Source organism: Woeseia oceani, from assembly GCF_001677435.1.
Lineage (GTDB): Bacteria > Pseudomonadota > Gammaproteobacteria > Steroidobacterales > Woeseiaceae > Woeseia > Woeseia oceani.
The window spans coordinates 3,348,590-3,362,353 of sequence record NZ_CP016268.1; the positions used below are offsets into that span (position 1 = coordinate 3,348,590).

The window sequence follows — 13,764 nt, forward strand, 5'->3', positions numbered from 1 at the left end:
CTTGCGAGGACTAGCCTGCCGGCATTAGCGGCGGCAGGCCGTCGTCCTCGCGCTGTTCCAGCGCCTCTTTCCTGACCGTCACGGTGCGCAGCGCTTTGGCCAGCGCGGCGGTGTCAAAGCCGGCGGCGTCGCGGCCATAACGACTGGCCGCCATCGCGCGCAACTCATCGCTAAGCGGCGCAGTCACTCGTTCAGCAATTGCACCGATACTGCGCGGCGTGTTCTGCGGCCACTCGAGCCGTGCCCATTCGAGCAGTGCTGCCTGTACGCCGGCGCTGTCGCCGTCGGTCGCCGCCTTGCGGGCCGCTTTCAGACAGCGCGATTGCTGCTTGTGCAACGGCATGGCCGGCGGCTCCTTGCTGATCTCGGCACCGGGGCTGCGGCGCGACCACCACCAGGCGCACAAGGTCAGCAACCACGCGACCGCGAGGCCCTCGCTGATGCGTTGCCAGAACGGGTCATCCACGTAGACCGTCTCCACTTCACTGCTCGGCTCGTCGGTGACAGCGACCGGTTGCTGCGGCAACGCAATAGCCGACGGTTTAATCTGCAAGGTTCGGGCTGGCAGGCTGGCGATTTTCCATTCGCTTGCCGCAATATCCCACCACGGCAGCTCGACCGCTGGCAGTTCAATCGGGCCGGCATTGACGCCAATCATGGCGTACTGTTCGCTGCGAGTGGCAAGTATGCCGCGCGGCACGGCAACCACACTGAGCTCCGGTTTGTCGGGATAGATTTTCAGCTCGCTTGTTGATTCCGGTTCGATAACCGGGATTTGCGTGGACAACTGTCCCAACGCGGTGACGGTAATGTGCCGGGTGATGGGTTCGCCAGCCGGCAGGTCGCCCGGTTCGCGCGACCAGTCTTCGCTGAGCTCGACACTGTGCGCTGGCAACCAGACAGCGTTCGGGTGTGTAGCAGGCGGTGGCGGTATGGGTTGCACACTGATGCTCACGGGTTCGGAGCGGAATACTTTGCGACCGGTGATGCGGCCGTCGCGCAATACCCGCGCCTCAAACCGCACGGGCGCAATGTTCAGCTCGCCACTGGCCTGCGGGAACAACGCATAAACACGCTCGACCACGTTGTAAGCCTTGCCGTTCAATATGGCGTCATAGCTGCGCTCGTCCCCGGCCATTTCGACCAGCACATCTACGCCACTGATTTCGGGCTCGGACAACCTGGGTTGTCGCGTCGATACCGCGCGATACACCTTGAGCGTATACAGGATCTGCGACTGCACGTAAGCCTCGCCGAGATCGGCTTCCGCAGTAATGAATATGTCGGCCTCGCCGGGCGCATCGCTGGTCACGGGCTTGACGAAAATTTCCAGCGGCTCACTGCGCTCATTGGCGACAGTGACGGGCGGTATAACGAGATCACCTTCGCGTTTCGCCATCAGTACATAGGTCCAGGTGCGACTGCGGCTGATCTGACCGTTGACGATGGTGGTGTTACTCATGTGACTGCGCGTGCCGATGTAAAAATCGGTCTCAAGCGCAGCGACGTCGGGCTCGACATCAATCGCGGTATCGACCGTGATCTTCAACGTGAAAGATTCATTCAACTCCACTTCGGGCCGGTCCACGCTGGCAACAACAGCTGCCATTGCAGGCACTATTGCCGCACTCATCAACAGCGCGAACGTTGTCTGCAATAGTCGTCGCGCCATCCCCCTGCCATACGCAGCAACCGTACTTACCATGGTTTCACCTCGTCGTCAGGCCACACATTGTTGCCGTCCTGATCGCGTCCCTCGCGTTGATATTGATAACGGAATTTACGGCGCAGCAAACCGCCCGGATCGTTCGGTATGCGCCGCAGCCACTGTTCCATCGCCTGCTCCTGCTCCTGCACCCGACGTGCAGCGGCCTGGGCCTCGGCATCACCGTCCTGTGGCTCGGTCTCGTCACCCTGTTCCGCCGCTTCCTGTGCGGCGCGTTCAAGTTCTTCCTGCATGGCGGCAAGGTCGTCTTCGCTCACTTCACGTTCGCGCGCGGAATCTTCGCTTTCAGATTCCTCGCCCGGTGAACCATCGCTGCCCTGCTCGCCTGACTGGTCCGACTGACTGTCGCCTTCGGATTGCTGCGCCTCGCCACCGGACTCGCCGCTGTTATCCTGCGAGTTATTGTTCTTTGCGTCCTGTGCGTCGCGGATGTCCTTCAGCAGGTCGCGGTTGTACATGGCATCTTCATTGGTCGGGTCGATCGCCAGCGATTTCTCGTACGCTTCGATAGCCGAATCAAACTGACTCATGCGTGCCAGCGAGTTGCCAAGGTTGTACAGCGCAGTGGCACCGTCGCGCCCCGAAAATGCCGCGGCACTTTCGGCAAACTGCCCGGCACGGTAACGCGCAACGGCTTCCCAGTCGGGATGTTCAAAGCGTTCGGCCGCCGCCTCGGCATCGCCCTCGGCAAGCAGTTCACTCGCTTGTTGATCGGGTGTCTTCCAGAGATCGGACCAGGTCAACGCCTGTGCCTGTTGCGGGAACTGCAACACCGCCATCACCAGCACCAGAACCCAGCCGCGGCGGAACGCCAGTGCCGCCAGTGGCACGAGCAACAGCAGCAACCACGGCCCTTCTTCGCGCCACTGATCGGTCGCCCGCTCGTCATCGCCCGCCGCACTGCTGCTCGTTGGCGCAGCCATCAGGCGTTCGATATCGGCATCGTCGGTCGTGATTACGCTGTAGCGACCGCCACCGGCCTGGGCCAGCATTTGCAGGCCATCGGCTTCCAGCCGCGGCACGGCGATCTGCCCTGAACGGTCGGTCACGAAGCCGCCCTCGGCGCGCGGAATCGGCGCACCTTCGGGCGTACCCACCGCCAGTACCGACAATCGGTAGCCGGCATCCAGCAGGTCGCGAGCCGCCTGTTCGGCCGCCAGCGACGAACCGCCATCGGCAATCAACAGCACTTCGCCGTTGTTTGAGCCGGCCTGATCGAGCAACTGCCGAGCCTTGTCGATCGCTGCCACCGGATAGCTGCCGCGACTCGGCATGATATCGGTACTGACACTGTTGACGAGTGCGGCAACGGTGTCCGCGTCAGTCGTTAACGGCGTGACCGTAAAGGCGTTGGATGAATAGACAACCAGCGCGGTTTGCCCGGCCGATCGCTTGTCGAGGATGTCGAGAATTTTGAGGCGGGCACGCACCAGCCGGCTCGGCGTCAGGTCCTGCGCGTCCATCGAACGCGACAGGTCGAGCGCGATCACGAGTGCCTGATCGGAGCGGAATACCGGTTGGTCGACGCGGTTCCAGGCCGGCCCGGCCAATGCGGTGATAGCCAGCACGGCGCCCAGCAATACCAGCCACCAGCGGTATACGCCCTGATGCCGTTGCGAGCTCGACAGCACGTACGGCACCAGCGCCGGGTCAACGACCCGTTGCCAGCTACCGGCGGAAAGTCGTCGCTGCGCGAGCAAGGCGATGGCCAGCACGACGGGCGGCAAAGCCCACAGCCAGTCCGGTCGCAGGAAATGAAACTCAGCCGGCATCGCGCACTGCTCCGTAGCCCCGTTTCAATTCTCTTGCTACCCGCCACCCGGCGAGCAGGTTTGCCAGTGCCATCAACATCGCAAGCACCACGGCACCGCCAAGTGGCCAGTAAAAGAGCGCCGTCACCGGGCGGAAGCCGGCTTCAGGTTCGGCCACCGGTTCCATCTCATCCAGCAAGCGATAAATATCCTGCAACGATGCCGTGTCGCGAGCCCGGAAATAGCGACCTCCGGTCTGTTCAGCAATCGTCGTTAAGGTTTCTTCGTCAAGGTCCGCGGATGGATTAACCCGGCGCATGCCGCCGGTAATTGACGGCACCGAGATTGATTCGGCGCCGATACCGATCGTGTAAATACGCAAGCCGATTTGCTGCGCAAGTTCGGCGGCTTTGAGCGGATCGACGGCACCGGCCGTGTTCGCACCGTCCGTCAGCAGGATCAGGACCTGATCGCCGCCTACATCGCCCTGGTCGTGTATGCGTTTAACGGCCAGCGTGATTGCATCACCGATGGCGGTTTTCTCCCCGGCCAGACCGATGAACGCTTCCATCAAGAGCACGTTGACCGTCTCGCGATCCAGGGTCAGCGGCACTTGCAGATAAGCACGCTCGCCAAACAGGATAAGTCCGATACGATCACCTTCGCGGCGCATGATGAAGTCGCTGGCAACGGCCTTAGTGGCCGTCAGGCGATCAACCTTGCGGCTGCCGAGCTCGAAATCCTTGGCATCCATACTGCCGGACAGATCCACAGCCAGCATCAGGTTGCGCCCCGACACCGGCACGTCCAGTTCATCGCCGATGCGTTCCGGTCTGGCCGCCGCGAGTACCAGTAACAGCCAGGCGATCACCGCCAGCCAGAAACGCCAGTTCAGGAGTTGCTCAACCTCGGAGCGATCGGCCAGTACCGAGAACCCGGACAAGCTGGGGACCCGCAATCCGGCTTCCTGTGCGCCGCTCACCGGCGGCAGGAGCTTGCGCACCAGCAATGGCAGCGGCAGCGCGAGCAACATCCACGGCCAGGCAAGCGACCACATCAGACCCGTTCCTCCGGCAATGGCGTCGCCAGGCGTTGTTTGACGGCGGCAATCAATGCCGGGACATCCACCTGTGCGGTGTCCGCACGTTCCGCGCGATACGGCAACGACTCCAGGTTGCGGCCGGGCCCGGCAACGAACACGGGACTCGGCAAACCACGGTCAAGAAACGCGAGCCATGCCTCGCCGGTCAGGCCGGCAATATCGAGACGCGGCGCATAAGCCAGCATGGTGCGCCGGGTCAGCGCCGACAGTTGTCGCGCGAGCAGGACGGCATTGCCGTCCTGCTGATAATTTCCCTCGAGCCGGTTCAGCTCTCTTAACGCGATACGCCGCACAGCGGCCCGTTGCCACTGTCGCCAGGCGCGCCACAGCAGCCAGAGGATACCGGTCGCCGCCAGTGCGATCAGGAACCACCAGCCGGGTGCGAGTGGCCACCAACCGATGGGCTCGGGCAAGTGCAGGTCGCGCAGCGGGAGATTCTCAGGATTCATGGTTGCTGCTGCATCCGCTCAGTGGCTGCGACGGCCGAGCGCCTGCTGCAGGCACTCCACCGGGTCGTCGTCAGTGGACATCGGCATCTGGTGAATCCGGTAGCGCTGGCAATACGCCTCCAGTGCTTCCTGCCGTTGTGCCCAGGCATCGTGATAATCAACGCGCGCGGCACGCGAATAGGTATCGATGGACATCTCCCGTTCTGCCGATACCAGGCGATAATGACCGGGTGGCGGCAGCTCGCGTTCCAGCGGATCGCTGACGTTCACCACCAGTACTTCGCTGTGTCGCGCAACGCCTGACAAATAGGCCTGCGCGGAGCGGTCGAAGCCAAGGAAGTCGCTGATCACAATAACCAGACTGCCCGGACGCGCAACGCGGCGCAGTGCTGACATGGCCGAAGACAATGGCGCGCTGACGTCACTGTCCGGCACCTGTACTTTGTTCGCCCAGTCGGGGTGACTCGCGAGCTGATGCACGTAACGCAATGCTGCCTGACGTCCCAGTCGCGGCTTTAATTCGCGGTGCATGGTGTCGCCGAAAATAATGCCGCCGAGGCGGTCTCCGCGATGGTGCGCCGACCACGACAGCAATGCCGCCGCCCGACTTGCCGACACCGATTTGAAACTACCGCGCGTGGCGAAGTGCATGTTGCTGCGCAGATCGACCATGACCAGCACCGGTCGCTCACGCTCTTCGCGAAACAGCTTGGTGTAGGCCTCGCTGCTGCGGGCCGTCACGCGCCAGTCAATGTTGCGCGGATCGTCGCCGGGCTGGTAGGGACGCGACTCGTCGAACTCCATGCCGCGACCTTTGAAGTGCGACACGTACGCACCCGCCTGCAAAGAATTGACACGCAGGACGTCGAGGGCGATGCCACGTGCCGGCCCGGCCAGCCGTATCAGTCCTTTCTGACTGACGCTGACCGGCGATGCATCCGTAGGTAAGTGGTCGTGGCGCACGATTCGTCCTTCTGCCGCTCTCCCGCTCAGGGAACGCCGACGCCGTCGAGGATGCGTTCGATAATTGAATCCGGGCTGATGCCATCGGCCTCGGCCTCAAAGCTCAGCACCAGGCGATGCCGCAGTACGTCGGAGGCGACGGCCTGAATGTCTTCCGGGCCGACGTAGTCACGGCCGGCGAGCCAGGCGTGAGCACGCGAGGCGCGGTCGATGCCCATGCAGGCACGCGGGCTGGCACCGTACAGCACCTGTCCTGCGAGCGTTGCATCCACGTTTTGCGGGTTGCGGGTCGCCACCACGATATTGACGATGTATTGCTCAAGTTCGTCCGACAAATGCAGGCCGAGAATCTCCTGCCGGCCGGCCATGACGCTCGCCTGCGACAGTTGTTCGGGCGGCTTGAACGCGTCGCGTTCGCCGGCCTTGGCTTCGTCACGGTTGAGCCGCAGGATGCGGCGCTCGTCTTCAACGCTCGGGTAGCCCACCTGCACGTGCAGCAGGAAACGGTCGAGCTGAGCTTCGGGCAGCGGATAGGTACCTTCCTGCTCGATCGGGTTCTGGGTTGCCATCACCATGAACAAGGGCGACAGCGGGTAGCTCTTCTCGCCAACGGTGATCTGCCGCTCTTCCATCGCCTCGAGCAGCGCGGACTGCACCTTGGCTGGCGCGCGGTTGATTTCGTCCGCGAGGATCAGGTTATGGAACAGCGGGCCGAAACGAAATTCGAAGCTGCCGTCGGCAGGACGGTAAATTTCCGTACCCGTCAGGTCAGCCGGCAACAAGTCCGGAGTGAACTGCAAGCGGTGGAAATCGCCTTCAATACTCTCCGAAAGCACCTTGATAGCACGGGTCTTGGCCAGTCCGGGCGCACCCTCCACCAGCAAATGGCCGTCACACAGCAACGCAATGAGCATGCGATTGATCAGATGCGCCTGGCCTATGATTAAGCCACTTACGTGCGCTTCGAGCTTTTGGAATTGTTCTGCTACGCTCATCCGGTACTCCGACATTGAAAACGGGCTTGCCAAAAGGCGTGCCATTGTAGGGCCTGCTCCTGCTTATTTGAACCAGACAGTTTTTCCGCTGCATTGTTCAAGGCAGCAGCGGCACCGGCCGCGCTGGTTGCACGCGAAACCGCTAACCCGAAATGGCCGCGCAATGGCAAATGCATTACGACCACCTTTTGCGACCTACATTGCATAAACTAGGCGCTTTTCCGCCATTGACCGATTCCATGCGTTTGATAATTGTTTTCGCCGCCCTCATCGCGGCCTGGCCCGCCAGCAGCGATGAGGCCGCGACTGCCTGTGACGACACAGGCCACTTCGCCGTGCAGCTTTATGGCGATTTGCGCACTGACCTTCGCTGGACGGCGTCTGATCTCACCTGCGAGGGCATGCCGCGACCGTTTGGCAATGGCGCGCGACTGCGCTTCGCGGGCACCGCTTCGATCGATGGCAGTGATCGTCAGCTCGCCTTCATCGTCGCCTTGCCCGCGCTGCAACCTGGCAAGACGGCCAACGAACTGGTTACCACAATCACGTTGATGGAAGAAAACAGCGGTCGTTTCTACAGCAATCAGGACAGCGAAATCTGCTGGTCTGACGTCACTGCGCAGCAAGCGCTCGACGATTCCGGCCAGCAATACGCTGTCACCGGCATCGCGTACTGCCTCGCGCCACTGGCCGAACTCAACGGCAATGGCAGCGTCACTATTCGCGAGCTGCGTTACAGTGGCCGCGTGAACTGGCAAGTGGAACCATGATGAAGATGTCCCGACTCCTGATCGCCGCAAGCATCCTGTGCGCGTCCGGCCTCGCGTTCGCGGACGACGCGCTGGATGCGTTCTTCCCGCAGAGCAGTATCGTTATCAGCGCCAGCAGCAATGCCTGTTACCGCTTTGACATACACCTCGCCATTAACGACCAGCAACGGCAACGCGGCCTGATGCACGTACGGCAGATGGACGAGTGGCGCGGCATGTTGTTCGTCTATCCGGACAGCGACCGGTACTCGATGTGGATGAAGAACACCTTCATTCCGCTCGACATGCTGTTTATCCGCAAGGACGGCACCATTTCGTCCATCGCCCGCGATACCGAACCGCAGTCACTGAAATCGGTGCGGGCCATTGAAGACGTGAGCTACGTGCTGGAGCTGAACGCCGGCACCAGCGATCGCCTCGGCATCAACGCGGGCGATCGCATGTGGTGGTCAGGAGAGGTGGTGCCGCCGGCTTCAGAGAACTGAGGCTATCGATTCCGCGAGATAGTCAACATTGCCAGGGGTGATACCGGCTACGTTGATACGGCTGGAACCGACCATGTAAACGCCGCAATCCTTCTTGAGTTGCTCGACCTGCTCTTCCGAGATACCAACAAAGCAGAACATGCCGTTCGCGCGTTCGATGTGCGAGAAGTCGTGATCCGGTGCTTTGTCGCGCAACTTTGCTACGAGACCGGTCCGCATCGCCTGCAGCCGCTCGCGCATTTCCTTTACTTCGTTCACCCAGTTCGCGCGCTGTTCGGCATCGCCGAGTATTGTGCGGACGACAGCTGCACCATGATCGGGCGGCATTGAGTACATCGTGCGTACCAGGTTGTGTGCCTGGCTGCGGACGATGCCGGCCGTCTTGGCATTGCTGGTCACAATGGACAGCGAACCGACGCGATCCCGGTAAAGCGCGAAGTTCTTGGAGCACGATGTAGCCACGACCATTTCCGGCACCATGCCTGCCAGCAGGCGTATGCCATAGGCATCTTCTTCTATGCCTTCCGCAAAGCCCTGGTAGGCAAGGTCCACGAACGGCAGCAGTTTGCGGCTGGCCAGCAACTCCGCAACGGCCTGCCATTGCTCGCGGCTGAGGTCCATGCCGGTCGGATTGTGGCAACAACCGTGCAGCAGGACGATGTCACCTTCCGGCGCCTGTGACAGGGTTTCCAGCATTTGCTCGAAGCGGATCGTGCGCGCCTCGGCATCGTAATACGGGTAGGGTTTGAGCGTCAGGCCGGCGCCGGCGAGCAACGGCACGTGATTCGCCCAGGTCGGGTCGGAATGCCAGACCGTTGCGTTTTCGCGCGCACGGCTGATAACTCCTGCCGCAACCCGCAACGCACCGGAGCCGCCGGGGGCCTGCAAGGTCATCACGCGCTCGGCCGCAACTTCGTCGCCGAAGGTCAGCTTCTGAATCAGCGCATTGAATTCGGGATCGCCACCCGAACCCAGGTAGGTCTTGGTCGTCTGCGTCTCCAGCACCTGTCGCTCCGCCGCTTTTACCGATTTCAGGACCGGTGTTTCGCCGTCTTCGGTGCGGTACACGCCCACGCCGAGATCGACAGTGTTGCTACGGGCATCATTGGCGTGTTCGGCAATGAGTCTGAGAATCGCGTCGGAAGGCAACGCGTTTAGCGAATCAAACAAGGTAGTTCTCCGCGGACTGAGGCTGCTTAAGTGTGGGCCGGCGAATTGTACACAGGCTGCGGCGCCCGTGAAGCACTGAAAGCTCTTCTCTCAGGTCAGACGAGGTCCAGCGGTATTTTCAGGTAGACGACCTGGTTGTCCTCAGCCGGCGGCAGGTTGCCGGCGCGGATATTAATCTGCAAGGCAGGCAGTATCAGCGCTGGCAGGTTCAGGCCGCGATCTCGGGTCTCGCGCAACTCAATGAACTCTTCGCGGCTGCGACCATTGCCAATGTGGATATTGTTCGCCGCCTGCTCACGGACGGTGGTTTCGAATTGCAGCTCACGGCCACCGGGCTGGTAGTCATGACAAACGAACAAGCGGGTATCCGCCGGCAAGCTGAGAATCCGGCTGATTGAATCGAACAGCAAACCCGCGTCGCCGCCCGGGAAATCGCAGCGCGCCGTACCCGCATCGGGCATGAACATCGTGTCGCCAATGAATGCCGCATTGCCTATGCGGTAAGTGACACTGTCGCTGGTGTGGCCGGGGGTTGCGATGACCTCAACCGGCAGCGTACCGATTGAGAAGCTTTCGCCATCGGCAAATAACTGGTCGAACTGGTGACCGTCAGGGCGAAACGGCGCCTTCAGATTGAAGATCTTGCCGAAGTGCTCCTGCACACTGCGTATTCCCTCGCCGATCGCCACGTTGCCGCCGAGGCTTGCGCGTATGTACTGCGCACCGCTCAGGTGGTCGGCATGGGCGTGTGTTTCGAGTATCCATTGCAGCTTCAGGTCACGCGCACCGAGGTATTCCACGATATCGCGCGCCTGACTGGCATCGCTGCGTCCCGACACGATGTCGAATCCCAGCACCGGGTCGATTACGGCCGCCGACGCCGTGGCCGGATCGCTGACCACGTAGGACAGCGTACCGGTACCGGCGTGATAGAAGTGTTGGATTTCCGGGTTGTTCATTCGATACATGGCCCCGGCCGAGCGCCGGGGCATGTTTCAAATCAGGCTTTGGGGGCCCAGACAGAACACCAGCCGTTGGCGTTGACCAGCTTGCCGGGGAAAATCTGGCAGGGTCGCCACTCGTCACCATCGGCACCCTGAATCAGTGCGCAGTTTGCGCAGTTCTGGTTCTCGTCAGGCTTGGCCCGCGTAGCCGGGTCCACCGTGCTGGTGTCGTGCGTGTACTTCATCGCCATTGCCGTCGGATCATCTTCGGTCACGTGCGGCAGGTCCTGTGCCTTTGCTTCCCGACCCGGGCTGACGAAATAACCGGCAGCAGCCACTGCCGACAACTGAATAAACTGACGTCTCGCAATCTTACTCAAGGGTCTCTCCTTTTTACTTGCGCATTAACAGGCAAATTATCACCAACCCGCCGCGCCATCTTAAAACATTTCTGCTGCCCGACGACACGCCAGCATCGAGATGCGAATGCATCTCATTTGTAATCTTGCTGTGCTGGACTGCCGAGCTTGCCTGATCGTTCCTGAACGGCAGCCAAACAGCCTTGTGATCCGTGCCAGCATTGCGAACGTGCGACTGTGACCGCAATCACAGTCGCAAGGTCCAACCCTTACATACCGGCGGGACGGCGGCATAATGTCTCGCAGTACTGCGCCAGACGAAATAAGTAGATGACGCAAGCGGCGCGCCCAGGTCTCAGGCCCGGTGACTCGAGAGCGATGCAACGCAACTACGGCACAATTCCAACCATGACTTCGAGCGACACAACGAAACAAGCAACGCTGACCGCAATACTGTACCTCTGGCTGCTCTTGCCGCTGGCCGGCAATGCGTTTGCCAATGTGACGCCCGCGTTGCATCAGTACACCATCACAGTTAGTGCAGACCTCGAACACATGAGCGTAGAAGCGCGCTTCGACGGACGCGTGCACAGCGTCGCGGCACGCTCACCCCGTGCCGGCCGTTACCTGGCCGACTTTCAAAACTGCGATGATGACCCACGCCTGCGAATGCGCAACCGGCGCATGATCGTGCCCGCCGAGGGCATACGCTGCATGAGCTATACCGTCAACTTGCGCGCAGCCGCGAGCGAACAACGTCAGAACCGGGGACTCAGTGCCGACAACATTATCGTGTCGCCCGCACTCTGGTTGTGGCGTCCGGAAATCACCCACACTTCCGAACTGCTGGTCGATTTCAACTTGCCGACTGGTATCAATGTCGCTGTTCCGTGGCAGGCATTGGATGAACAGCGCACGACGTACCGTGTGCGCAAGTCGCCAGAGAATGCCGACGTTGCCGCAGCCTTCGGCCGCTTTGATTACCACGAAATTGCCGTACCCGGCGCAACCTTGCGGGTTAGCCTGCTGCGCGGCGAAACCGCTGTTGATCACAGTGAACTATTGCGCTGGGTGAAAGCAGCAGCGACCGATGTCAGTCTCGCGTACGGCCGCTTTCCAAACCCCTCACCGCAGGTACTCGTCATTCCGGTCGCCGAGAACTCGCGTCGCAGTGGCGGCGCGGTTCCGTTCGGCCGTGTGGTGCGCGACGGTGGTGAATCGGTTGAGCTGTACGTTGACCCGGCGCAACCACTGTCGGCGTTTTTGAACGACTGGACGGCAGCACACGAATTCAGCCACCTGATGCTGCCCTACGTGAACCGCAATCATCGCTGGATCTCCGAAGGCTTCGCGCAGTACTACCAGAATGTCTTGCTGGCCCGCTCCGGCACCTACGACCCGCAACATGCGTGGCAAAAACTGTACGAAGGTTATGCCCGCGGACGCATGTCACGGCCAGAGCTGTCGCCGAATGACGCGGCCGAAGGCGGCAAACGCGACGCGAACATGAAGGTTTACTGGAGTGGCGCCGCGCTGGCATTGATGGCCGACGTTGCCTTGCGCGAACAAAGCAATGGCCAGCAGACGCTGGACAGCGTGCTGCAACTATTGCAATCCTGCTGCCTGCCATCCGACCGGGTCTGGAGCGGTCCCGAATTGTTTGCGACGCTCGATGATCTCAGCGGGCGCACGGTATTCATGCCGTTGTACCGGCGGTATGCCGATGCGGCCGGGTTTCCGGACACGAGCCCGGTATTCGCCGAGTTGGGTTTGAAAGTCGAAGACGGTCGGGTCAGGTTGTTGCGCGATGCGAACCTGATGGCCATACGCAGCGCAATTACTGAAGTGGATTCGGCAACGGCCAGCTGGCGGCAGCAGCTCGCGTCAAACATTCCTTAGACAGGCTTGTCGCCCTGATCGCCGTTGCCCGACGATTGCGCGACAGCCGACAAGCCGGCATCCGCGTCCGCGAACAACCACTTCGTCAAAGCCGACTTCAGGAACTGCGAAAACAGCAAGTAACTGATCGCAATGCCGGCGATGCCCCACAGCTCATACTCGTCAATGATGAGTGCCGGCCAGACGAATGCCTGCACGGTATTGCCGATCGACTGCAACGAAAAACGAAACAGAAACTCGAGAAGTTGATCGCTCAGGAACGAGCCTACACCGGTCGCTGACATCAACTCGGAGAACAGTGTGGATATTTCCAGCCAAATGAACGTGAGTACGAAGCCGCAGGCGTAGAAGCCACCGCCGCGGGCCTCCCACATCGTGCGGAACGAACGTTTTAACAGTCCGCCGCACGCGCCGGGAAAGGCACGCGGCTCGTGCACCAGGGTCTGGCCGAGGCCATAGGCTTCCCGGCCACGCCGTTTCATCCTGGCGACGAACGGCTCTTTGGGCTTCTTCGCTTTCTTGCGTTTTTTCTTGTCGGCACGTGCCATATCAGCCAGTCCGGCGATACCTGCAATCGCTGCGCGTTAGCTCTTGTCCAGCTTGCTGATCTTCGAACCTTCCAGAGTCAGGTTGTACATCAAGCCTTTGGAGCCGAATACAAAACCCACCACCGGGTCTTTCACGTTTTGTGAGTCGATGGACTTGCCTGCGCCGATATCGATCAACGCAACCGAACCATCGACACCCACTTTCCAGCCCGAGCTGTTGCGAAACTTGTCCAGCGCCGCTTTGGTCATAAAGACAATCACGATGGACTTGGCCTGTGCGCCGAGCTGCAAGCCGAAGGAACCGGCAGATGTGCGGTAGTAGCCAACGTTCTTACCATTGACCCGCAACGCACCTTCGCCGGTTTCACCACCAATACCGATACCCAGTTTGATGACCCGCGGAAAGACCAGGTAACCAGCGGCGTTGTTCAGGAACACCTCCGCGCCGTTTACTTCTTCATTGAATTTGATCAGCGTCTCGCGAACTTCTGCGTCAATTTCTGCAGCACTTGCTGCGAACGTATCGGCCGGCAATACACTGACGACCAACAAAGCAAGACAGACTCCAAGTATTCGGTATTTCATGAACGGCTCCTCTTGCCA

At 60.8% G+C, this 13,764-nt stretch carries 14 protein-coding genes; 3 read left to right on the forward strand and 11 right to left on the reverse strand.

All coding sequences use genetic code 11. The features are described 5' to 3' along the window. Positions 1–10: 10 nt before the first annotated feature. Genes BA177_RS15150 through BA177_RS15175 form a run of 6 tightly spaced genes read right to left on the reverse strand, consistent with a single transcriptional unit; the run spans position 11 to position 6,986 of the window. Positions 11–1,705 carry a BatD family protein gene (locus BA177_RS15150; protein WP_082990154.1) on the reverse strand — a complete coding sequence of 565 codons (1,695 nt, stop codon included), beginning with the start codon at positions 1,703–1,705 and terminating at the stop codon, positions 11–13. Continuing rightward, positions 1,699–3,498, reverse strand: a complete 1,800-nt coding sequence (locus BA177_RS15155; protein ID WP_068617570.1) for a VWA domain-containing protein — start codon at positions 3,496–3,498, stop codon at positions 1,699–1,701. Before BA177_RS15155 ends, BA177_RS15150 begins: the two co-directional genes overlap by 7 nt. Further along, positions 3,488–4,534 (reverse strand): vWA domain-containing protein, encoded by a 1,047-nt coding sequence (locus tag BA177_RS15160; protein WP_068617573.1) that lies wholly within the window; start codon positions 4,532–4,534, stop codon positions 3,488–3,490. The genes BA177_RS15155 and BA177_RS15160 overlap by 11 nt, the downstream gene beginning before the upstream one ends. Continuing rightward, positions 4,534–5,028 carry a DUF4381 domain-containing protein gene (locus BA177_RS15165; RefSeq protein ID WP_068617576.1) on the reverse strand — a complete coding sequence of 165 codons (495 nt, stop codon included), beginning with the start codon at positions 5,026–5,028 and terminating at the stop codon, positions 4,534–4,536. Before BA177_RS15165 ends, BA177_RS15160 begins: the two co-directional genes overlap by 1 nt. Before the next feature lie 18 nt (positions 5,029–5,046). Continuing rightward, positions 5,047–5,991 carry a DUF58 domain-containing protein gene (locus BA177_RS15170; RefSeq protein WP_082990155.1) on the reverse strand — a complete coding sequence of 315 codons (945 nt, stop codon included), beginning with the start codon at positions 5,989–5,991 and terminating at the stop codon, positions 5,047–5,049. A gap of 26 nt (positions 5,992–6,017) precedes the next feature. Continuing rightward, positions 6,018–6,986, reverse strand: coding sequence for an AAA family ATPase (locus BA177_RS15175; RefSeq protein ID WP_068619479.1), 969 nt, complete (start codon positions 6,984–6,986; stop codon positions 6,018–6,020). Between the two features lie 239 nt (positions 6,987–7,225). Here BA177_RS15175 and BA177_RS15180 point away from each other — a divergent pair, with 239 nt between their 5' ends. Both BA177_RS15180 and BA177_RS15185 read left to right on the forward strand, forming a co-directional pair. After that, complete coding sequence (locus tag BA177_RS15180) at positions 7,226–7,756, forward strand: hypothetical protein (protein ID WP_156762848.1); 531 nt, start codon at positions 7,226–7,228, stop codon at positions 7,754–7,756. After that, the gene (locus BA177_RS15185; RefSeq protein WP_082990156.1) at positions 7,753–8,241 is read left to right on the forward strand and encodes a DUF192 domain-containing protein; all 489 of its coding nucleotides are present in this window, start codon (positions 7,753–7,755) and stop codon (positions 8,239–8,241) included. The genes BA177_RS15180 and BA177_RS15185 overlap by 4 nt, the downstream gene beginning before the upstream one ends. Here BA177_RS15185 and BA177_RS15190 read toward each other — a convergent pair. The 3 genes from BA177_RS15190 to BA177_RS18955 all read right to left on the reverse strand — a co-directional run bounded on the left by BA177_RS15190 (position 8,230) and on the right by BA177_RS18955 (position 10,735). Further along, positions 8,230–9,411: an amino acid aminotransferase gene (locus BA177_RS15190; protein ID WP_068617581.1), complete on the reverse strand. Its 1,182-nt coding sequence runs from the start codon at positions 9,409–9,411 to the stop codon at positions 8,230–8,232. The two genes, BA177_RS15185 and BA177_RS15190, sit on opposite strands and share 12 nt — an antisense overlap. 95 nt (positions 9,412–9,506) lie before the next feature. Beyond that, entirely contained in the window at positions 9,507–10,370 is an 864-nt protein-coding gene (locus BA177_RS15195) for an MBL fold metallo-hydrolase (RefSeq protein WP_068619483.1), read from the reverse strand. Positions 10,371–10,411: 41 nt separating this feature from the next. Beyond that, positions 10,412–10,735, reverse strand: a complete 324-nt coding sequence (locus tag BA177_RS18955; protein WP_068617583.1) for a high-potential iron-sulfur protein — start codon at positions 10,733–10,735, stop codon at positions 10,412–10,414. A gap of 357 nt (positions 10,736–11,092) precedes the next feature. Here BA177_RS18955 and BA177_RS15205 point away from each other — a divergent pair, with 357 nt between their 5' ends. Next, a complete protein-coding gene (locus tag BA177_RS15205; RefSeq protein WP_197493139.1) occupies positions 11,093–12,613 on the forward strand; it encodes a M61 family metallopeptidase in 1,521 nt (506 codons plus the stop codon). On the opposite strand, the gene BA177_RS15210 is transcribed toward BA177_RS15205, so the two are convergent. Then, entirely contained in the window at positions 12,610–13,161 is a 552-nt protein-coding gene (locus BA177_RS15210) for a hypothetical protein (protein ID WP_068617587.1), read from the reverse strand. The genes BA177_RS15205 and BA177_RS15210 overlap by 4 nt on opposite strands. Before the next feature lie 36 nt (positions 13,162–13,197). Beyond that, entirely contained in the window at positions 13,198–13,746 is a 549-nt protein-coding gene (locus tag BA177_RS15215) for a BPSL1445 family SYLF domain-containing lipoprotein (protein WP_068617589.1), read from the reverse strand. Positions 13,747–13,764: the final 18 nt, after the last annotated feature.

Bases quoted from the DNA above. Each gene is read 5' to 3' on its own strand.
- BA177_RS15205 (WP_197493139.1), top strand. From the start codon at position 11,093: ATGCAACGCAACTACGGCACAATTCCAACCATGACTTCGAGCGACACA.
- BA177_RS15150 (WP_082990154.1), bottom strand. From the start codon at position 1,705: ATGGTAAGTACGGTTGCTGCGTATGGCAGGGGGATGGCGCGACGACTA.
- BA177_RS15155 (WP_068617570.1), bottom strand. From the start codon at position 3,498: ATGCCGGCTGAGTTTCATTTCCTGCGACCGGACTGGCTGTGGGCTTTG.
- BA177_RS15180 (WP_156762848.1), top strand. From the start codon at position 7,226: ATGCGTTTGATAATTGTTTTCGCCGCCCTCATCGCGGCCTGGCCCGCC.
- BA177_RS15160 (WP_068617573.1), bottom strand. From the start codon at position 4,534: ATGTGGTCGCTTGCCTGGCCGTGGATGTTGCTCGCGCTGCCGCTGCCA.
- BA177_RS15210 (WP_068617587.1), bottom strand. From the start codon at position 13,161: ATGGCACGTGCCGACAAGAAAAAACGCAAGAAAGCGAAGAAGCCCAAA.
- BA177_RS15165 (WP_068617576.1), bottom strand. From the start codon at position 5,028: ATGAATCCTGAGAATCTCCCGCTGCGCGACCTGCACTTGCCCGAGCCC.
- BA177_RS15175 (WP_068619479.1), bottom strand. From the start codon at position 6,986: ATGAGCGTAGCAGAACAATTCCAAAAGCTCGAAGCGCACGTAAGTGGC.
- BA177_RS15185 (WP_082990156.1), top strand. From the start codon at position 7,753: ATGATGAAGATGTCCCGACTCCTGATCGCCGCAAGCATCCTGTGCGCG.
- BA177_RS15195 (WP_068619483.1), bottom strand. From the start codon at position 10,370: ATGAACAACCCGGAAATCCAACACTTCTATCACGCCGGTACCGGTACG.
- BA177_RS15215 (WP_068617589.1), bottom strand. From the start codon at position 13,746: ATGAAATACCGAATACTTGGAGTCTGTCTTGCTTTGTTGGTCGTCAGT.